Origin of the sequence: Bradyrhizobium jicamae, from assembly GCF_018130215.1 — a bacterium.
Classification (GTDB): domain Bacteria; phylum Pseudomonadota; class Alphaproteobacteria; order Rhizobiales; family Xanthobacteraceae; genus Bradyrhizobium; species Bradyrhizobium jicamae_A.
On record NZ_JAFCKQ010000037.1, the window covers coordinates 1 to 21,223 of the forward strand.

The window sequence follows — 21,223 nt, forward strand, 5'->3', positions numbered from 1 at the left end:
ATAAGCCGTAACCCATCGCGCAGGGAAAGCCGGGTTGTTTCCGGTTACACCTGTGGTCCTACCCCCGTGCTTTCTACCTTGCACGGGGCCCATGGGTGCGATCGGCACCCGGCTTTCCCTGCGCCCTCCGTTCAAGGAGAGGGCGAAGCGAGATGAAGACCTCGGACAAATGATGTCGCGAGGATGCGAACGCATGCTCCACAAGCGGCGCCACGGAATTCGGTGTCGTCCCGGCCTGGTGCGCAATTGGGCTCGGAGCGGGACGACAGCGGAGCGTTGGCGCGAGCCCGGAGCACCTGACCGACGAAAGGCCCTACCTCGTCGCGTCGTGACCGACCTCGCCGGTGATGACGTCGCCGAACAGCTCCCACGCCTCGCCGTTGAACTTCATCAGCTGCATCTGTTCGATCGGATAATAATCGTCCGGGGAGGTGTTGACCTTGATGCCGGGCAGCATCAGGTCGGAGTGGAAGTTCTTCAGATTGGCGGCCTGCTTCATGACGTTCTCGCGCGTGAGATTGTCGCCGCACTGCTTCAGCACCTGCACCATCGCCTCCGCCTCGACATAGCCGTAGATGTTGTTGGCGTTGGCCTTGTCGCCGTCGGGATAGTACTTGTCCATGAAGGCGCGCCAGTTCACCACCGCGGGATCCTTGTCCCAGGTCGGATCAGTCGGGTCCTTCAGATAGGCCGTCGAGATGATGCCCTTGGAATATTCGAGGCCGGCCGGCTTCAGCACCGAGGCGACCGAGGTCGCGGTGTTGGCGAGGAAGAATTTCGGCTTCCAGCCGAGTTCGCCGACCTTGCGGATCGCCTGCGCAGAGCCCTTCGGGGCGGCCCAGGAGAAGAAGATGTCGGCGCCGGAATCATGCAGCGCGACGATCTGGGAATCGATCGAGGGGTCGCTGACCTCGTAGGACTTGTCGGCGATGATCATGTTGGCCTTGTCGCCGAGCCCGTCCTTCAGGCCCTTGAACTGGTCCTTGCCGGCGTCGTCGTTCTGCCAGAACACCGCGATCTTGCCGTTGGGGAAATTGTCGCGGATGTACTTGGCGTAGATGCGCCCCTCGCTCTGGTAGTTCGGCTGGAAGCCCATCGTCCATGGGAAGTCCCTCGGATCGCCGAATTTCGTGCCGCCGGAAGCGACGAAGAGCTGCGGCACCTTCTTGGCATTCATGTATTTCATGATCGCCGAATTGGACGGCGTGCCGAGCGCCTGGAAGATCAGCAGCACCTCGTCGCTCTCGACCAGCTTGCGCGCCTGCTCGATCGCCTTCGGCGGCGAATAGGCATCATCGTAGCTGATGAAGTTGATCTTGCGGCCGTTGATCCCGCCCTGCTCGTTGATCATCCGGAAAAAGGCGGCTTCGGTCTTGCCGATCACCCCGTAGGACGAGGCCGGGCCGCTATAGGGCATGATGTTGCCGATCTTGATCTCGGAATCATCAGCGCCGGGGTCATATTTCTTCTGCGCGAGGGCCGCATTCGCGATCAATACCGCACTTGCGAAGGCCACAATCGCGCCGATATATGCTTGACGAGCCGGCATCGTTTCCTCCCGATTTTTGTCGTTGGTTTTGCGACAAGTCTCGCAAGTCGCGGAAGTGCTGGCAAGCGCCGGGTTTTTCCGTTGGGCGAAACGGCATTGTTGCCTGGCGCTATATATGTTTGGTGGATGTTTGGGGATTCACGAGTCGAGGCGGTCTGTTGCTAAAGCCGAAGGTACGTATCGGTCCGCGCCATCCGCGCTTGGCGGCGTGGGGCTACGAACTCACGCGCCGCCTTGGCGAGGCGTCGCTGGCGCGTCGCGGCCTGCACAAGGTGAGCGGCGAAGTCGGACAGCGCGCGATCGCAAGAGTCCGCGAACGGCTGCAGCGCGGCGAGACCATCTACATCGCAGGCCTCGCCTGCCCCGGCACCCACAACACCGGAGTCGCGCTGGTCGAGGTCTCCCAGAAGGACGGACCGCGCCTGATCGTCAACAACGAGGAAGAGCGCTTCTCCGGCAACAAGCACACCAACGAATTTCCGCAGCGCGCGCTCGACGACATGCGCAACGTGCTGCAGCGGATGGGCCGCGACATCGGCGACATCGCGGCCTTCGTCACGACCTGGGATTACCCGGCGCTGCTGGCGATGCTGATCCGCACCTCGCTCGAGGAAGCGCCGGCCAGCCTCAAACTGCTGCGCGCGCCGATCGCGCCAGCGATCAATCTGCGGCAGATGGATCAGGTGCGCCGGCTGTCGCGCAAGCTCGGGCGGATGTACGGGCTCGGTGAGCAAGTGCCGCTGATCTGCATGCCGCATCACGACAATCACGCCTGGTACTCGTTCACCGCCTCGCCGTTCGCGCAGACGCGCGAGCCCGTTGCGATCGCGGTGCTCGACGGCACCGGCGACGTCGGCTCGGTCTCGCTCTACGTCGCCAAGAACGGCGAGATGAAGCAGCTCTATTGCAACGAGAGCCTGTTTGACTCGCTAGGCGCCTTCTACACCGTGGTGTCGTCAAGCCAGGGCGGCTGGACCTGGCTCTCCAGCGAGGGGCGCTATATGGGCGCCGCCGCCTGGGGCGACATGAACCGCGCGACCAATCCGTATTATGCGCGGCTGAAGAACGTGCTGCAGCTCGGGCCCAACGGCACCGTGCAGCTCAATCGCGCGATGGCCAATTGGTATGCCGATCCCGCCGACCACCCCTATCACGCGGCCCTGATCGATGTTCTCGGGCCGCCGTTGCGGCCCGACCAGCTCTGGAATCCCGACGCCGTGCTGCGCGTCGAGGACATCAACCACCGCCCCGACACCAAGGACCGGCTCGACAAGGCGGCCGCGACACAGCTGGTGTTCGAGGATGCGATGGTCCATGTCATCGATCATCTGCTTCGCGTTACCGGCACCGATCGCCTGGTGCTGACCGGCGGCGTGGCGCTGAACGCGCTCGGCAACATGCGGCTGCTGGAGCATTTCAACGAGGCGTGGTTCGAACGCGCACAGCAGCGCAGGACCCGACTGCACATGTGGATACCGCCGGTACCCGGCGATCCCGGCGTGCCGATCGGCGCCGCCTGGCTGTTCGCGCATATGGCCGGCGCCCCGCGCGGCGCTCCACTGTCGCACGCCTTTTATTGTGGCCTGGCACCGTCGCATGCGGATATCGCGGCGGCGCTGCAGAGCGACGGCGTCGCCTCCACCGGGATCGGCAACGTCGCGACACCTGCAGGCCGCGATGCGATCGCGGATTTGATGGCCCATGCGGTGGCGCAGGGCGGCGTGATCGCGATCTACCAGGGCGCGGCGGAGACGGGTCCGCGCGCGCTCGGGCATCGCTCGATCCTCGCCAATCCCTGCGATCCCGACGTGCGCGAGCGGCTCAACGAGCGCGTCAAGTACCGCGAGGCGATCCGCCCGCTGGCGCCGATGGCGACGCTGGAAGCCGCGCGCGAGTATTTTGCGCTGGAGGACGGCGCCTCCGACGACGACTACAACGCCTACAACTACATGGTACTGACGGCGCATTCGAGGCCGCAGGCGCGCGACAGGATTCCCGCGGTAGTGCATGCCGACGGCACCGGCCGCATCCAGATCGTGCGCGAGAACGACGATCCCCTCACCTACGCTTATCTGAAGGCGCTCGGCCGTCGCATCGGCGTCGAGATGTCGGTCAACACCTCGTTCAATGTCGCAGGCCCCATTGCCCAGACGCCGGCACAGGCGATGGACACGCTGCGCCGCTCCAGGGGCCTCGACGCTGTGGTGCTGGTGGCCGACGACGGCACGGCCTATGCCGCCTGGCATGGCGGCGAGCGCGACAGCGGTCGCTTCACGAATTGGTACGCGGAGTGGAAGAAGGCGCGCGGCTGATCCAGGTGAGCACGCGTCCGTCGATCAGGAGCAGTGCGCTGGCGATGACCAATGCACCCAATACCTCTCGCAGCGAGATCGGCTCGCCGAGCACGAGATACCCGAGCAGGAGCGCGGTCATCGGGACGAGCAGCGTCACCAGCATCACATTGGTCGCGCCGGAGCGCTGCAGGATCTGAAAGAACACGATGTAAGCCAGCGCCGTCGACAGCGCCGCGAGACCAAGGACAGCCAGCCACGTGGTCATGCCGGGCATCGGCAATTGCCAGGGACGGTCGACGATGCCGGCGACGACCAGCATCATCGCGGCGGAGGCGATCATCTGGAACGTCGCCGTCCCCAGTGGCGGCACGCGGGTGGGCAGCCGTCGCGCCACCAGGGCCGCAAGGCCATAGCTGAAGGCACCGGCCAGGCACAGCAGGATGCCGATCCCCTGCCTGGTCTCGAAGCCGAGCGCATCGCCGTGCAGGATCGCGACCCCGATCACGCCCGCAATGACGCCCGCGACGCGGCGCGGCTGCGCGCGTTCCTCACCGGCGACGGCCATCACCACGACGGCGAACAGCGGCGTGGTGGCGTTGAGGATCGAGGCCAACCCGCTCGTGATGTAGGTCTGCCCGAACACGATCAGCGAGAACGGCAGGACGTTGTTGAACAGGCCCATCGCAAAGAATGGCGCCCATCCCGAAAGCCCCTTCGGCAGTGCGATCCGGTAGGTGCGCAGCAACGGCAGCAGGATGACCGCGCCCAGCGCGACCCGCAGCAGGACCACGGTCAGCGGCGGCAGTTCCCGCACGATCACGCCGTTGAAGAAGAACGAGCCGCCCCACAACACCGAGAGCACGCCCAGCAGCGACCAGTCGCGGCGATCGATCGTATTGTCGGAGGAAGGCATGACGGGCTCGCATCTGGATCGGGATGGATGGCTAGTCCGCCCTGCCCGCGAATTCCACCCGATTTCCGTGCAGCGCCGGATCGGCTATTTCGGCCGCGAGACGATCTCGATCATCTGGCCCTCGTCGCCGTCGGGCGCGTGCGACTTCGCCGCGTGGTAGGCGGCGAGCGCGGCACGGCTGACCGGCACGTCCGGCAGCAGCGTCTCGGCGAGCCGCACGGCATAGGCGGCGTCCTTGTGGCGCAGCGCGGCGGTGAAGGACGCGCCGGAGAAGTCGCGATCGATCATGCGCCGGGAATGACGGATCACCTGCGGGCTCGCCACCGCACCGGTCGCAAGCGCTTCAGCCACCAGTTGCATGTCGAGGCCCGCCTGCTCGGCCATCGCGACGCCCTCGGCAAGAGCAGCGATCTGCACCGCGCCGATCAAATTGTTGATCAGCTTGAACACGGTTCCGGTGCCGACCGGCCCGAAATGCCGGATCGTGCTGCCGATCGGCGCAAGGAACGGTCGTGCCTTGTCGAGATCGGCTGGATCGGCACCAACCAGCAGCGTCAGCTTGCCCGCGGCCGCGGCCTCCGGCAGGCCGGTGACCGGGCAATCGATGTAGATCAGGCCGCGGCTGCGCATCTCGTGCGCCATGTCGATTGTGTGCCGATACGACACCGTCGAGCACTCGATCGCAACCGTGCCGGCCTTCATCGTGGCAGCGGCGCCGTCCCTGGTGAGCCAGACGTCGCGCGAGGCCTCGTCGTCGGCGACCATGGTCACGACCGCATCGGCGTCGATCGCGGCATCCTCGGGCGAGGTCGCCCACTGGGCGCCGCGTGCGATCAGATCCCCGGCCTTGGCCTTGCTGCGATTCCATACCGCCACCGCGAAGCCGGCATCGAGATAGCGGCCGGCCATTCCGTGGCCCATCCGTCCCAATCCGATGAAGGCGACGCGCGGCATGGGCTAATCCACGTCCTCGACCGAGCCGGGCCCGGTGCCGAAGGCCCGCTGCGCCAATGTTGCCGCCATGAACTCGTCGAGGTCGCCGTCGAGCACGCCCGACGTGTCCGAGGTCTGCACGCCGGTGCGCAGGTCCTTCACCATCTGATAGGGCTGCAGCACGTAGGAACGGATCTGGTGGCCCCAGCCGATGTCGGTCTTGGCGGCCTGGTCGGCGGCGGCCTGCTCCTCGCGCTTCTTCAGCTCGATCTCGTAGAGCCGCGCGCGCAGCATGTCCCAGGCCTGCGCCCGGTTCTTGTGCTGCGAGCGGCCGGCCTGGCAGACCACCGCGATACCGGTCGGAATGTGCGTGAGGCGCACCGCGGATTCGGTCTTGTTGACGTGCTGGCCGCCAGCGCCGCCGGACCGCATCGTGTCGGTGCGGACGTCGGCCTCCTTGATCTCGATCTTGATCGAGTCGTCGATGACGGGGAAAATCTGCACCGACGAAAACGAGGTGTGCCGCCGCGCGTTCGAATCGAACGGCGAGATGCGCACCAGGCGATGCACGCCGGCCTCCGTCTTCAGCCAGCCATAGGCATTGTGGCCGCTGATCTGGATGGTGGCGGACTTGATACCCGCCTCCTCGCCCTGCGACTCCTCAAGATACTCGATCTTGAAACCGTGCTTCTCGGCCCAGCGCGTGTACATGCGCAGCAGCATCTGCGCCCAGTCCTGGCTCTCGGTACCGCCCGCACCGGCATGGACCTCGAGATAGGAGTCGAACTTGTCGGCCTCGCCCGAAAGCAACGCCTCGAGCTCGCGCCGGGCGACTTCCTTCTTCAGGTCCTTCAGCGCCTTCTCGGCATCGGCGACCACGCCTTCATCGTTCTCGGCCTCGCCGAGCTCGATCATGCCGATGTTGTCCTCGAGCTCGCGCTCGACCTTGCCGATGCCCGAGAGCGCGTCCTCCAATGAGGTGCGCTCCTGCATCAGCCTCTGGGCCTTCTGGGGGTCGTTCCAGAGATTGGAATCTTCTGCGAGCTTGTTCAGCTCGGCGAGGCGTGCCGTCGATTGTTCGACGTCAAAGATGCCTCCTCAGCAGCCCGACAGACTGCTTGATCTCTTCAACGAGGCGTTCGATTTCCGCGCGCATGGTCTTTCAGGAGTTGGGAAAAAAGTGTTGGAGGGATGTAGCGAGCGCCGCGGCAAAGCGCAATCGGCTTGGCCGCGCTGTCCCGATGATTTGGGCGAATCAGGCGCTAGTACAGCCCACCGGTTCCCGGGCGCATGAACAGGCCTGTGTCAGGCTGCTGCCCCTGCGACGGCTGGGGTCCACGGCCATCGGCGTCGGCGACGCTGGAGGAATAGCCTTCAGGCGGCGCCGTGCCCGGCTTGAACGCCTCCAGGATCGTATTGCCGCCCCCGCCCGGGCCCACCCGCGTGCCGGTCTTGGAATCGACTCGGATCAGCTTGATCCCGGCCGGAATCTTGAATGGCGTGGCCGGTTTGTCGGCGAGCGCCAGCTTCATGAAATCGCGCGCGATCGGAGCCGCGGTGTGGCCGGCCTGCGCCGTCCTGCCCAGCGAGCGAGGCTTGTCATAGCCGAGATAGAGGCCAACGACGAGATCAGACGAAAAGCCGACGAACCAGAGGTCCTTCGCGTCATTGGTGGTGCCGGTCTTGCCCGCGATCGGCTTGCCGACGTCACGCATCACGGTCGCCGTGCCGCGCTGAACCACGCCCTCCATCATCGAGGTGATCTGGTAGGCGGTCATGGGGTCGAGCACCTGCTCGCGGCGATCGATCAATTGCGGCTCAGGCTGGTTCTTCCATCCTTCCGGCGCATCGCAGCCGCGGCATTCGCGCGCGTCGTGCTTGAAGATGGTGTGGCCGTAGCGATCCTGGATGCGATCGATCAGGGTCGGCTTCACGCGGCGGCCGCCATTGGCGAACATCGAATAGGCCGTGACCATGCGCATCACGGTGGTTTCGCCGGCGCCGAGCGCGTAGGACAGATAGTTCGGCAATTCGTCATAAACACCGAAGCGCTTGGCATACTCGCCGATCAAAGGCATGCCGATGTCCTGCGCGAGCCGGACCGTCACCGTGTTGAGCGAGTGCGTCAGCGCATTGCGAAGCGTGGTCGGTCCGTAATAGTGACCGGTGGAGAAGTTCTCCGGGCGCCACACGCCGCCGCCCTGCCCCTGGTCGATTTCGATCGGCCCGTCGACGATGATGCTCGACGGCGTATAGCCATTGTCCAGCGCCGCCGAATAGACCAGCGGCTTGAACGACGAGCCCGGCTGCCGGTAGGCCTGGGTCGCGCGATTGAACTGGCTCTGATCGAACGAGAAGCCGCCGACCATCGCCAGCACGCGGCCGGTCCATGGATCCATCGCAATCATGGCGCCGGAGATTTCGGGCAATTGCCGCAGACGATACTGGCCGTCGACCGCGGCGCCGTCCTTGTTCACCAGCGGATCGGCATAGATCACGTCGCCCGGCTGCAACACCTGCGAAACGGCGGTCGGCGTCTTGCCCTTGCTCCGCGCCCAGCGCACGCCGTCGATCGTGATGATCCCGGTCTGCCGCTCCTTGCTGACCGCGCCGCCGAGTTCGCGGCCGGGCTGGAAGCCGATCCTGGCCGAGTCGTTGCTGGTCTCCAGCACCACCGCCATCCGCCACGGCGAGATGTCGGACAGCGACTTGACGTCGGCGAGCTTGACACCCCAGTCACCGGAGATGTCGAGCTTCTGCATCGCGCCCCGCCAGCCCTGCGCCTCGTCATAGTTGACGAGACCGGCCGCCATGGTCTTGCGCGCCATCACCTGGATCTTCGGGTCGAGCGTGGTGCGGACCGAGAGGCCGCCCTCGTAGAGCTTCTTTTCCCCGTAGCGTTCGAAAATGTCGCGACGGACCTCTTCGGCGAAATACTCGCCGGCGAAGATGTGGGCGCCGTTGGAGCGGTTGGTGACGACGAGCGGATCCTTGCGCGCCTTGTCGGCGTCGGCCTGCTTGATCCAGCCGTTCTCCAGCAGCCGGTCGATCACATAGTTGCGGCGCTCGATGGCGCGATCGCGGTTGCGCACCGGATGCAGCGCCGCGGGTGCCTTCGGCAGCGAGGCGAGATAGGACGCTTCCGCGATCGTCAGCTCGTTGACCGACTTGTCGAAATAGACCAGCGACGCCGCTGCGATGCCGTAGGCGCCGAGCCCGAGATAGATTTCGTTGAGATAGAGCTCGAGGATGCGGTCCTTGGAATAGGCGCGCTCGATGCGCATCGCCAGCAAGGCTTCCTTGATCTTGCGGGAGAACGACACCTCGTTGGTCAGGAGGAAGTTCTTGGCGACCTGCTGGGTGATCGTCGACGCACCCTGTGGCCTGCGGTTGGAACCGTAATTCTGCGCATAGAGGATCGCAGCCCGCAGCATGCCCTGGTAGTCGATGCCGCCATGCTCGTAGAAATTCTTGTCTTCGGCGGCGAGGAACGCGTTGATCACGAGCTTCGGCACCGCCTGGATCGGCAGATACAGCCGTCGTTCCTTGGAGTATTCGCCGAGCAGCGCGCCGTCGGACGCATGCACGCGCGTCATCACCGGCGGCTCATAGTCCTGCAGCTGCGAATAGTCCGGAAGGTCCTTGGAGAAGTGCCAGATCGCCCCGGCGACGCCGGCAACGCCGACCAGGAACAGCACGGTTCCGGCGGCGAACAAGAATCCCATGAACCGCACAAGCAGGCGCATTATCGAAGTTCCGCTCCAACCCTCCGGCGCCCTTCTGCTCTGAAGCGCCCGTCCAAAGTGCGGCAGTGTCTCACGCAACCGAGCCTGGGCCCAGAGGGCCACCGTAGCGCACGCCCAATATACAAAAACCGCCGGAAAATATGGCCGATTCCGAAAGCTCTGCGGCCCTTTAGTCTATACCGCCGCTGCTGTGGCCAAACTAGGGCCTCCCCGCAACAGTCCGGGCCTTTCAACCGGCCGATTTCACTTGGCTGGCCCGACCGTTGCGAGCCGCTTGGCGAAATACGTATCGATCGCCTGGGCCATCGAGCCGACGGTCTTGCTGCGCCAGTTCTCCGAGACCAGGTGCTCGAGGTCGCCCTTGTTGGAGACGTAGCCGAGCTCGACCAGGACGGAGGGGACGTCGGGCGCCTTGAGCACCCGGAACCCGGCCGACTTCAGCGGATTCTTGTGCATCCGGACCGAGGTCTTCATCTCCGTCATCAGCAGATGGGCGAAGCGGTTGGAGAAGGTCTTGGTCTCGCGCTGCGCAAGGTCGATCAGGATATCGGCAACCTCGGTCGGCTCGTCGGTCAGGTTCACGCCGCCAATGGCATCGGCCTTGTTTTCGGTCTCGGCCAGCCGCTCGGCCTCGGCGTCCGACGCCTTGTCCGACAACGTATAGATCGTGGCGCCCTGGGCATCGCCCTCGCGTCGCGGCAGGGCGTCGGCGTGGATCGAAACGAACAGGGCCGCAGACTGCGTGCGCGCCACCTTCACCCGGTCGTTGAGCGGAATGAAGGTGTCATCGGTGCGGGTCATCACGACGCGGTATTTGCCCGACTTCTCGATGCGGTCGCGCAACGCGAGGCCAAATGCCAGCACGAGGTTCTTCTCCATCTCGCTGCCGGACTGGGTACCGTTGTCGATGCCGCCGTGGCCGGGATCGATCACGATCAGAGGGCGCGCATCCGAAGCCGCCGTCGTTGCCGGCGCGTCGATCGCAGCGTGGGCATCGGCGATCGTCGGCTTGAGTTCCGGGCGGTCCTGCGGCGCGAGCGACTGCACGAAGGCGGTGCGGTCGATTTCCTCGAACTCCAGGACCAGCCGGGGCGGCTGGTCGTTGGCGGCGTCGAGCACGTAGGAATTGGCGATCTTCGCCGGCCCCGTCAGGTCGAACACGATCCGCGAGCCGCCAGGCATCACGAGGCCATAGCGGAATGCCTTCACCAATCCGCGGCTTGCCGAGCCGATTCCTGCCGCAAGCTGGAAATTGACCTGCGGAAGATCGACGACGACCCGATAGGGATCAGCCAGGGGGAAGGCGCGAAACTCGACCTTCCGATCGAGATCGAGGATGAATCGGGTCTGCTTGGCGTCACCGGCGAGGCGTGCGTCGGATGCAACCGGGAAACTCGCGGTGGCGGCGACCGGACCGGACGGACTGGCCTGCGGCTGCTCCGCGGCGCTCGGCCCCCCCATTTCGACAGATGCCAATGTTGCGGCGCACAACAGGCCGCACGCCAGCAGAACACGGTGATTTGCGCGAAATGCCACCGATTCGGTGCCTCCAAGCAGCTTCATACCGCATTAGGACCGCACGGTTAATCGCAGCCTAATGACACGGACGCGAAAAGGATTCCAGTGTTGCAGCCCCGCGACGCTTCCCTTGCGCGGGGCCGGCAATCCACGTATGTACGGGATGCTGACGGCTAGTACTCCCGGTTGTGTCGCGTTCAGCCTCCCGGTGCAGCGGTGGAACCTTCTCAGCGGAAGGTTCCAGCGTGTTTTTCCGATCCCCTCCGCAGCCAGCGCCGCGCGCGGCTGACATGGAGGGGCGGTTTCGAGCCCGAGCGGCGTCCGGTCCCAGGCACATCTCGCCAGAGGGACGGTTTGAGACACGGCATAACTGATTATCCGGCCCCTCGGGGCCTCGATATGCGATGGCCGGCGAGCGCTTCGGCGCCGCGCCGGGCTTTCAGCAAAAGATACGGCGGTAATTCTCGCCGCCAACATGTTTAGACGGGCCGACGCTTAATGCGCCAGACTGTATTGCCGACCTGGATCGCCGAGACGATCGCGCTGACGCGAGGTGAAAACTTCGCCCGACGCATCATCCCGGTGGGCTCCCGCTCGGCGCTGCGCTTCGAGACGCGTTTTGGCCTTCCCCTCACCCCCGAATCAGGTGGACCGTCGCGTCACCGGGCGGCGCAATTTGCGCGCGCCATGCACCGCGCCCGCCGCCTTCAAGAGCTCCAAAATGCCCAACAAGATGTTGATCGATGCCACCCACCCGGAAGAGACCCGGGTCGTCGTGGTCCGTGGCAATCGCGTCGAAGAGTTTGATTTCGAGACCGCCCAGCGCAAGCAACTGCGCGGCAATATCTATCTCGCCAAGGTCACGCGCGTAGAGCCGTCGTTGCAGGCCGCCTTCATCGAATATGGCGGCAACCGGCACGGCTTCCTGGCCTTCAGCGAAATCCATCCCGACTACTACCAGATTCCGGTCGCCGACCGTCAGGCCCTGATCGAGGCTGATGAGCGCGCGCATCGCGAGGCCGAGGAAGAGCATGAGAATCGCGGCCATCGCCGCCGGTCGCGCCATCGCAATGCCCGCCGCCGCGGCCATGGCGACCGCGTACAGAGCGAGGTGGTCGAGGGGGCAATCGACCCGCAGGCTCAGGCGCATGAGGCGCTCGAGCATCCGCTCGATGCCGCGCACCACGATCACGAGGTGGCGGCCCACGAAGGTCATGCCCATGAGGCGCATGATCATGGGCATGAAGATCATGGGCATGAGGATCACGGCCACGATCATCATGATCATGACCACCACGATCATGACCACGAGCATCACGACCATGAGCATCACGACCACGAGCATCATGACCACGATCCTGGCCATGACCATCCCGAAGAGCACGACCACGCCCCTGCCGTGAGCGAGGCTCCGGCCGTTGACGCACAAGCCGATCCGGTCGCTGCGGCCATCGAGGCGTCCGTTGCGTCAGCCGCGCCCGAGGCCGCCGAGTTTGTCGAGGTCAATCATGAGCCTGAGCGGGCGCATGAGGAGCAGGCCGAGGAAAACATCGCGCACGCCGACGATGCGCCGATCGCGGGCCATGCCGACGAAGGCTATGTGGCCGGCGACGACGCCGTCGCCGAGCCTGGAACACCGGAAGAAGCAGTCGCGGTTCCCGTTGAGAATGGCGACGATGCCACCGACGATGAGGATGACGACGGCGAGGAAGGCGAGGAAGAGGAAGTCGTCGAGTCCGTCGGTGGCGACGACGTGCTCGAGGAGGTCCCGGAGCGCCCGTTCCGCCCGCGCCGCCAGTACAAGATCCAGGAAGTCATCAAGCGCCGCCAGGTCATGCTGGTGCAGGTCGTCAAGGAAGAGCGTGGCAACAAGGGCGCCGCGCTCACCACCTATCTGTCGCTCGCTGGCCGCTATGCCGTGCTGATGCCCAACACCGCGCGTGGCGGCGGCATCAGCCGCAAGATCACCTCGGCCCAGGATCGCTCGCGGCTGAAGGAAGTGGTGCAGGACCTCGACGTGCCCGAGGGCATGGGCATCATCCTGCGTACCGCCGGCGCCTCCCGCAGCAAGCCGGAGATCAAGCGCGACTTCGAGTACCTGATCCGCATGTGGGAAACCGTGCGCGACCTGACGCTGAAGTCGCAGGCGCCGAGCCTCGTCTACGAGGAAGGCTCGCTGATCAAGCGCTCGCTGCGCGACCTCTACAACAAGGAGATCGACGAGATCCAGGTGGCAGGCGAAGCCGGCTACCGGGAAGCGCGCGATTTCATGAAGATGCTGATGCCCGCGAATGTGCGCGCGGTGAAGCTCTATCGCGACGGGCAGCCGCTGTTCTCGCGGATGGGCGTCGAGAGCCAGCTGGATGCGATGTTCTCGCCGACCGTGCAGCTGCGCTCCGGCGGCTACATCGTCATCAATCAGACCGAGGCGCTGGTGTCGATCGACGTCAACTCGGGACGGGCGACGCGTGAGCATCACATCGAGGATACCGCGCTCAAGACCAATCTGGAGGCGGCGGAAGAAGTCGCACGCCAGCTAAGGCTGCGCGACCTCGCCGGCCTGATCGTCATCGACTTCATCGACATGGACGAGAAGCGCAACAATCGTGCGGTCGAGCGCAAATTGTCGGATTGCCTGCGCCAGGACCGCGCGCGCATCCAGGTCGGCCGCATCTCGCATTTCGGCCTCCTGGAGATGTCGCGCCAGCGCATCCGCGCCAGCGTGCTGGAAAGCTCGACCGAGCCCTGCCCGCAATGCGGCGGCTCGGGACACGTCCGCTCGGTCTCGTCGGTGGCGCTGCAGCTGCTGCGCGGCATCGAGGAGATTCTGATGAAGGGCGCGACCCACAATCTGGTGGTCCGCACCCGCACCGACGTCGCGCTCTACGTCCTCAACCACAAGCGCGGCCATCTGCGCGATCTCGAGAATGCCTTCAAGGTCTCGCTCGCGGTCGTCGCCGATGCCACGGTGAGCGGCCAGCAGTCCTACATCATCGATCGCGGCGAGCAGGTGCATACGCTCGAAGCAGCGAAGGCGCTGCTCGCAGCGCAGGCAGCCGCGGCGCCGTCGCAGGCCGAAGAGGCTGACGACGAGGAAGAGCTGTTCGAACTCGAAGCAGAGGTCGAAACCGAGGAAACCGAAGGCCTTGCCGACGACCAGGCAACGGCCGAGGAAGCCGGCGCCGAGGGCGAAGGTGACGGTCAGCGCCGCAAGCGGCGCCGCCGGCGACGCGGTCGCGGCGGCAGCGGCGAAGCCCGCGAGGGTGCTGCGCCGGCACGCGAGGACGGCGACCTCATGCATGTGATGCCCGAGGGCACGGAAGCGGTCGCAGCCGAGGATGCCGAAGTCGACGACGAGGACAGCGACGGGCAGCAGGGCTTTGCCCGCGACGATCAGGGCGGCAATGGCGAGCGTCGACCGCGCCGCCGCGGACGTCGCGGCGGCCGTCGCCGTCGCGGCGGCGGACCGGAGGAAGGTCTCGCCGGCTCGATCTCCGATGAACTCGGCCCGACATCCGCGCCCGAAGTCACTGAGGCGGTCGCCGACTTCGATGGAGGCGCTGGCGATGGTGGCGCTGTTGAACCCGCCCCGACGCAGCCCGAGCCCGCCGCACAGCTACTCGAGCCGCAGCCGGCCGAACTGCCGCCGGTCGAGCCGGCATCCGTCGAGGCCCTTGCGACGCCCGAGGAAATGCCGGCTGAAGCCGACCGTGCCGCGCGGCGACGTTCGACGGTGCGCGAGAAGGCCAGCTTTGCCGCGAGCCCCGCGCCGGAGGCATCTGCCTCGGTGCTGGTCGAGACCTCGGTGGAGGAGCCCCCCGTGACAGCCCCCGAGCCGGCGCCCGTCGCCGCGGAGGCGCCGGCCCGCAAGGGTTGGTGGTCGCGCCGCTTCGGCGGCGGCAACTAACGTCCCCACATGGAAAACGCCCGGCTCAGCCGGGCGTTTTTTAATGGTCAGGCACGTCTTCAGTCTCCAGCCGGCGAGTCACGGCTCGCGATCCGGCGCAGCTGATCGTAGAGATCAGGCGCCTCGCTCGTGCACAGGCAGACGCCCCTGGCCGGCTCGTCGCCCGCATTGAGGTAGGCGTGTCCCATCGTGCTGTCGAGATAGATTCCGTCCCCCGCATCGAGGATCTCCGGTGCGTAGAATTCGGTGTGAACCGCGACCCGCCCGCTGGTCACCAGAAAATACTCCTCGCCGGCATGGCGCAGCAGCGGACCGAATTCCTCCAGCGAGCGCGCCCGAACCTCGGCCACGATCGGCACCATGCGTTTGCCGATCAGGTCGGTGCATTGATAGGTGTAGGTGTAGAATCTGGTGGCGATCACCTGCCCCTGACCGGCACGGCTGATGCTGCGGCGCGCCGTGACGGGCCGATCCTGGTCGAGGCGGCCGACCACAGGATTGAACAGCTCGGCGATCTCCATCTGCAGCCCCGACGTGAGTTGCAGCAGCTTGTCATACGTCAGCGACATCAGGCCGTTCTCGACCTTCGACAAGGTCGAAAGCGCCATGCCGGTCCGCTCGGCGACCTGCTTCAGCGTCAGGCCCCGGGCCTGCCGGGCCGCCTTCAGGCACTGGCCCAGCTGGGAGCTGATGCCTTCAAGGGTGTTGATTTCGCTCATGGTCCCTCTCTACCACGCATTCGCAATTCGAAAAATATTTGTCGGATCAATCAAATTACGTTGGCCTTGAACCTGCTGCTCCAACGAGCTTCTGCACAAAACACGTAGCAAATGTGCAAAAATGCGGGGATTCTGGGCAATATTCATGCGCCCGACCTGTTTCCGATATGCTAAACGATTTTCAGAAACGGAAAGAGGTGACGCGTGGACGGACTCTGCGATTCGAGTGCCATCGAGCTCGGCCGGCTGTAGCCAGGCGGGCGATTTCACCGGTCGAACTGCTCGACGCCTGCCTTGCGCGCATCTCCGCGACCAACCACGCCGTCAATGCCGTCGTGACCCTCGACGAAGCCGGCGCGCGCACCGCCGCCAAGGCCGCGGAGGTGGCCGTGCTCCGCGGTGACGATCTCGGGGCCCTGCACGGACTTCCGCTGCTGATCAAGGATACCCAGGACACTGTCGGCCTGCGCACCACCTACGGCAGTCCGCTGTTCGCCAACCATGTCCCGGCCGCGGACCAGGCCTCGGTGGCGCGGCTGCGCGCGGCCGGCGCGGTCATCATCGGCAAGACCAACACGCCCGAATGGGCCGCCGGCGGCAACACCCGCAACCCCGTCCACGGCGCGACCGGCAATCCGTTCGATCCCTCGCGCTCGGCCGCGGGTTCCTCCGGCGGCTCCGCCGTGGCGCTGGCCTGCGGCATGGCCCCGCTTGCTTCGGGTTCGGACACCGGCGGCAGCCTGCGCAACCCCGCCGGCTACGCCGGCATTGTCGGGATGCGTCCCTCCTATGGTTTGGTCGCAAGCGAACGACGCGCTTTCGGCTGGTCTAACCTGTCGACCGACGGCCCGATGGCACGCAATGTCGCCGACGCCGCACTGATGCTCTCGGCGATGGCGAGCGACGACGCGCGCGATCCGCTGGCCTATACGCTGCCGGGCGAGCCCCTGCGCGGACGTCGCGAGCGCTGGAATGCGCCCCGTCCTGCGGAGCTCGCCAGGCTTCGCGTCGCCTTCACCGAAGATTTTGGTTTTGCACCGACCGAGCGCGCGATCCGGCGCGTCTTCCGCCGTCGCGTCGAGCAGCTCGCCCCGATGGTCGCCGAATGCCGCGAGGCCACGCCGGACTGCTCCGGCGCCGACGACGCGTTCGCGGTGCTGCGCGCCGCGCTGTTCCTGGCGACGCACGGCAAGACCTACAAGGAACGCCGCGACATGCTCGGCCCCAATGTGCGGGCCAATGTCGAGGAAGGCCTCGGCTACAATCTTGAGGACTACGCGCGCGCAGCGGCCGCGCAGACCCGGATCTATCGCGCCTATCAGTCCTTCTTCGAACATTGCGACGTCCTGATCAGCCCGACGATCACGCTCAGCCCACGCCCCTGGTCGGAGCTCTACCCGACCGAGATCGACGGCGCGCCGACGAAATCCTACTTCCACTGGCTTGCGCTGGCCTATGCGGTGACGCTTGCAGGGCATCCCGCCCTCAGCCTGCCGGTCGGCGTCGACGAGGCCGGCATGCCGTTCGGCCTGCAAATCGTCGGACCGCGCGGCGGCGACGCCATCGTGCTCGCCGTGGCGGCCGCGCTCGAGGCTGCGTTCGCAGCGAGAGCGGACCTGCGCCGGCCGGTCCCCGATCTCGCGCGGCTTGCCGCGGCGCCGCCGCTGTCTGCCGCGCCTGACTTCCTCGCATGGGACTAGACCGGCAACAACGCCAGCTGCATCGCGGCTAGCGGTGCGTGATCGGAGATCGACGACGATGTCTGACTTGCCGAAGCAGAACACCGGTGTCATCGGGTTCGTCCTGCTCTACCTCGCGTTCTGCATCTCCTACATCGACCGCGCCGCGATCTCGCTGGCGCTGGCGCAGATCGGCAAGGACTTCCATCTGGAGGCTTCCGATCTCGGCATCGTCATCAGCGCATTCTTCCTGGGTTACGCGGTGATGCAGGTGCCGGGCGGCTGGCTGTCCGACCGCTTCGGCTCGAAATACGTCGTCATCATCACGATCGCGATGTGGTCGCTATTCACCGCCTTCACGAGCGTCGCGTGGTCGCTGGCCTCGCTGGTCGCGATCCGCTTCATCTTCGGCATTGCCGAGGGCGGCTTTCCGCCGGCCAGCATCCGGGCCATCGCCGAGCTGTTCAGGCGGGACAGCCGGCCGAAAATGTCGGCGCTGCTGCTGTCGTCGAATTATGCCGGCAGCATGATCGCACCCATGATCATGGCGCCGCTGATCCTGTGGCTCGGCTGGCGCCATGCCTTCAATGCGATCGGCGGCGCGGGAATCCTGTTTGCGCTGGTCTATTTCATCTTCGTCCCTCACACGGGTCGCGCCGGCATCACCGGCTCGAGCGCGGCAACGGCACCACGCGCGCCGCTGCGTGAGCTGATGAAGAATCCCCTGCTCTGGCAGTTGATGCTGGTCTGGTTCGGACTGAGCTGCGTCAACAAGGGCCTGGATTCCTGGATGCCGCTCTATCTGCTGCAGCAGCGCGGGCTGGATCTCAAGGCAGTCGGCATGCTGACGCCAATCCCGTTCTTCCTGGCCACGATCGCGACCGCGATCGGCGGCTGGGTCATGACGATGTTCTTTGCCGAACGAGAGAAATATCTCCTGATCGGCAGCTCTGCCTTGACCGGCCTCTTCCTCTACGCGATGTACAAATCCGAGACGATCACGGCGCTTATCGTGTACCAGTCGCTGGTCTACTTCTTCAAAAGCTTCGTGCTGGCTTCGGTGATCGCGCTTCCCACAAAACTGCTTCGCGACGACCAGATCGGGTCGGGCGTCGGCATGGTCAATCTCGGCGGCCAGAGCGCGGGCTTCGTCGCGCCGGCAGTGATGGGCTTCATCGTGACCGGCACCGGATCGTTCGACGCCGCGTTCGGCTTCCTCGTGGCCATGACCATAATGGCCGTCATCGTCGCGGCAACCATCAAGACGGGCCGGACCAGGCTCGCGCCAGTCCCCGCCTGACGGAGAACCGATCACATGAAAAGCGCGATCGTCCTTGGCGGCGGCATGGTGGGCGTCAGCACGGCGCTGCATTTGCAGCGCCGCGGCTGGTCGGTAACGCTGGTCGACCGCAAGGAGCCCGGCCGGGAGACCAGCTACGGCAATGCCGGCATCATCCAGAGCGAAGCCGTCAGGCCCTATCCGATGCCCCGCGATCTCGCCACGCTGGCGAGGATCGCGGCCGGCCGCACCAACGACGTGCGCTATCGGCTGAGCTCGCTGCATCGGCATGCCGGTCCGCTGCTGCGATACTGGTGGCACTCCACGCCGGAGCGACACCGCGAAGCCACGCTCGCCTGGGCACGGCTGATTGCCTATGCCGCGGCGGAACACGACACGCTGATCAGCGAGGCCCATGCCGGCAACCTGATCCGCCGGGCCGGCTACCGCCTCCTGCACCGCGATCCGGTGGCGCTGGAACAGGCGATCGCGACCGCGGAAGAGAACCGGCGCGACTATGGCGTGCAGTTCCGGGTGCTCAGCGGCAGCGAGCTCGCCAAGGCTGAACCGCTTCTGCGCGACGACCTGCCCGGCGCCATTCACTGGCTCGCGCCGTGGACCGTGTCGGATCCGGGCGGCCTGGTCTCGGCCTATGCGGGACTGTTCGAGCGCCTCGGCGGAACATTGTTGCGGGGCGACGCGCAGACGTTGACGCAGGCGGCATCGGGCTGGTCGGTGCATACAGAGCAAGGCCGGCTCGATGCCGCGACCGCCGTGGTCGCGCTCGGACCGTGGTCTCCCGAGCTGCTGCGCCGGTTCGGCTACCAGATCCCGCTGGTACTCAAGCGCGGCTATCACATGCATTATCAGGGCGGCACACCGCTCGATCTGCCGCTGGTCGATGCCGCGAACGGCTATGCGATGGCGCCGATGGCGAAGGGAATCCGCATCACCACCGGCGCAGAGCTGACCAGCCCCGATGCGCCGGCGACGCCAATTCAGCTCGGCCACGCGGAAGCCGCAGCGCGAGGCCTGCTCGACATCGGCACGCGCGTCGAGCCCGAGCCCTGGTTCGGCACCCGCCCCTGCACGCCGGACATGCTGCCGGTGCTCGGGCCGGCGCCACACCATCGCGGCCTGTGGACCAATTTCGGCCACGGCCACCAGGGCTTCACACTCGGCCCGGCCACCGCGCGGCTGCTCGCCGAAATGATGAACGGCGAGGCATCGTCCGTGGACGCCTCGCCGTATCGGCCGGATCGGTTCTGACGAGGCTGCAATCAGTCCGTGGTGACCGCGGTCTCCATGTCGGTCGGATCGATCCGCTTGGCGAGGTTGGCGTTGAGCCGGTCGCGATCGAGCTCGCCCTCCCACCAGGCGACGATCACGCATGCGACGCCGTTGCCGCACAGGTTGGTCAGCGCGCGGCATTCGCTCATGAACTTGTCGATGCCGAGCACGATCGCCATGCCCGGCACCAGCCGCGGATCGACCACCGCAAGCGTCGCGGCCAGCGTGATGAAGCCCGCGCCCGTGATGCCCGATGCCCCCTTCGAGGTCAGCATCGCCACGACCAGGATCGTGAGCTGCTGGCTGAAGGTGAGGTCGTAGCCGAGCGCCTGCGCGATGAACAGCGTCGCCAGCGTCATGTAGATGTTGGTGCCGTCGAGGTTGAACGAATAGCCCGTGGGCACCACGAGGCCGACCACCGATTTCGAGCAGCCGAGCCGTTCGAGCTTCTCCATTAGGGACGGCAGCGCGCTTTCGGATGACGAGGTGCCGAGCACGATCAGCAGCTCGTCCTTGATGTAGGCAAGGAACTTGAAGATCGAGAAGCCGGCGATCCGCGCGATGATGCCGAGCACCAGAACGATGAACAGCGCAGCCGTCAGGTAGAACGTCGCGATCAGGCCCATCAGATTGAGGATCGCGCCGGTGCCGAACTTGCCGATGGTATAGGCCATCGCGCCGAAGGCGCCGATCGGCGCCGCGCGCATCACGATCGAGATGACGCCGAACACGGCGTGCGCGGCGTCGTCGATGAACGCGCGGATGGTGTGGCCGCGCTCGCCGAGCCCCATGATGGCAAAGCCGAACAGCACCGAGAACAGCAGCACCTGCAGGATCTCACCCTGCGCGAACGCGCCGACCACGGTGTCCGGAATGATGTGCAGGATGAAGTCGACGCTCTTCTGCGCCTCCGCCTGCTTGGCGTAGGTCGCGACGGCCTGCGCGTTCGCGGCAGCATTGCCGAAACCGGCGCCCGGCTTCACCACATTGCCGATGATGAGGCCGATCATGAGCGCGAAGGTCGAGACGACCTCGAAATAGACCAGCGCCTTGATGCCGATGCGGCCGACCTTCTTGGCATCCTGGATATGCGCGATGCCGGAGACGACGGTGCAGAAGATGATCGGCGCGATCACCATCTTGATCAGCTTGATGAAGCCGTCGCCGAGCGCCTTGATCCAGTCGTTGGTGGCAAGCCCCGGCCACAGCGCGCCCACGATGGCGCCGAGCACGATTGCGATCAGGACCTGGACATAGAGAATTTTATACCACGGCTTGGCGCTGGCAGAAGCCGGCGCACCGGTGGCAACGATCGTAGTCGCCATGTGTCATTCCCCCCTCAGAAAATGGCAAGGCAGCCAAGATCAACTTGGCCGCATGAGTCAAATGGAACTGG

The 21,223-nt window shown here is 65.6% G+C and carries 13 protein-coding genes and 1 pseudogene; 5 read left to right on the forward strand and 9 right to left on the reverse strand.

The features are described 5' to 3' along the window. Positions 1-313: 313 nt before the first annotated feature. Complete coding sequence (locus tag JQ586_RS29440) at positions 314-1,549, reverse strand: ABC transporter substrate-binding protein (protein WP_212398134.1); 1,236 nt, start codon at positions 1,547-1,549, stop codon at positions 314-316. 158 nt (positions 1,550-1,707) lie between these two features. Between JQ586_RS29440 and JQ586_RS29445 the strand changes: the two genes are divergently transcribed. Next, entirely contained in the window at positions 1,708-3,861 is a 2,154-nt protein-coding gene (locus tag JQ586_RS29445; protein ID WP_212398135.1) for a carbamoyltransferase C-terminal domain-containing protein, read from the forward strand. On the opposite strand, the gene JQ586_RS29450 is transcribed toward JQ586_RS29445, so the two are convergent. The 6 genes from JQ586_RS29450 to JQ586_RS41630 form a co-directional block, all read right to left on the reverse strand. Beyond that, on the reverse strand, positions 3,821-4,756 hold the full coding sequence (locus tag JQ586_RS29450; protein ID WP_212398136.1) for a DMT family transporter: 936 nt from the start codon (positions 4,754-4,756) through the stop codon (positions 3,821-3,823). The genes JQ586_RS29445 and JQ586_RS29450 overlap by 41 nt on opposite strands. A gap of 84 nt (positions 4,757-4,840) precedes the next feature. Continuing rightward, positions 4,841-5,710 carry an NAD(P)-dependent oxidoreductase gene (locus tag JQ586_RS29455; protein ID WP_212398137.1) on the reverse strand — a complete coding sequence of 290 codons (870 nt, stop codon included), beginning with the start codon at positions 5,708-5,710 and terminating at the stop codon, positions 4,841-4,843. 3 nt (positions 5,711-5,713) lie between these two features. After that, positions 5,714-6,845 (reverse strand): peptide chain release factor 2 gene (gene prfB, locus JQ586_RS29460; RefSeq protein WP_212398138.1). Its coding sequence is split into 2 segments (ribosomal slippage): positions 5,714-6,775 and positions 6,777-6,845, totalling 1,131 coding nucleotides; the frame shifts between segments, so codons are not numbered across the junction. 106 nt (positions 6,846-6,951) lie between these two features. Further along, complete coding sequence (locus JQ586_RS29465) at positions 6,952-9,435, reverse strand: penicillin-binding protein 1A (protein WP_212398139.1); 2,484 nt, start codon at positions 9,433-9,435, stop codon at positions 6,952-6,954. Positions 9,436-9,678: 243 nt separating this feature from the next. Continuing rightward, the gene (locus JQ586_RS29470; protein WP_212398140.1) at positions 9,679-10,971 is read right to left on the reverse strand and encodes an N-acetylmuramoyl-L-alanine amidase; all 1,293 of its coding nucleotides are present in this window, start codon (positions 10,969-10,971) and stop codon (positions 9,679-9,681) included. A gap of 613 nt (positions 10,972-11,584) precedes the next feature. Then, complete coding sequence (locus JQ586_RS41630) at positions 11,585-12,319, reverse strand: hypothetical protein (RefSeq protein ID WP_409411027.1); 735 nt, start codon at positions 12,317-12,319, stop codon at positions 11,585-11,587. A 33-nt stretch (positions 12,320-12,352) separates the two neighbouring features. Between JQ586_RS41630 and JQ586_RS29475 the strand changes: the two genes are divergently transcribed. After that, positions 12,353-14,860 (forward strand): ribonuclease E/G, encoded by a 2,508-nt coding sequence (locus JQ586_RS29475; RefSeq protein WP_409411028.1) that lies wholly within the window; start codon positions 12,353-12,355, stop codon positions 14,858-14,860. 59 nt (positions 14,861-14,919) lie between these two features. Here the strand turns inward: JQ586_RS29475 and JQ586_RS29480 are convergent, their stop codons facing one another. Continuing rightward, positions 14,920-15,579, reverse strand: a complete 660-nt coding sequence (locus JQ586_RS29480) for a helix-turn-helix domain-containing protein (RefSeq protein ID WP_212398142.1) — start codon at positions 15,577-15,579, stop codon at positions 14,920-14,922. Positions 15,580-15,783: 204 nt separating this feature from the next. On the opposite strand from JQ586_RS29480, the pseudogene JQ586_RS29485 reads away from it, so the two are divergent. From JQ586_RS29485 to JQ586_RS29495, 3 genes and pseudogenes are all read left to right on the forward strand, one after another. Then, positions 15,784-17,279: pseudogene (locus JQ586_RS29485) on the forward strand (amidase). Positions 17,280-17,337: 58 nt separating this feature from the next. After that, entirely contained in the window at positions 17,338-18,558 is a 1,221-nt protein-coding gene (locus JQ586_RS29490) for an MFS transporter (protein ID WP_212398144.1), read from the forward strand. A gap of 15 nt (positions 18,559-18,573) precedes the next feature. After that, a complete protein-coding gene (locus tag JQ586_RS29495; RefSeq protein WP_212398145.1) occupies positions 18,574-19,806 on the forward strand; it encodes an FAD-binding oxidoreductase in 1,233 nt (410 codons plus the stop codon). An 11-nt stretch (positions 19,807-19,817) separates the two neighbouring features. Here JQ586_RS29495 and JQ586_RS29500 read toward each other — a convergent pair whose 3' ends face one another. Then, complete coding sequence (locus JQ586_RS29500) at positions 19,818-21,152, reverse strand: dicarboxylate/amino acid:cation symporter (RefSeq protein ID WP_212398146.1); 1,335 nt, start codon at positions 21,150-21,152, stop codon at positions 19,818-19,820. Between the last annotated feature and the right edge of the window lie 71 nt (positions 21,153-21,223).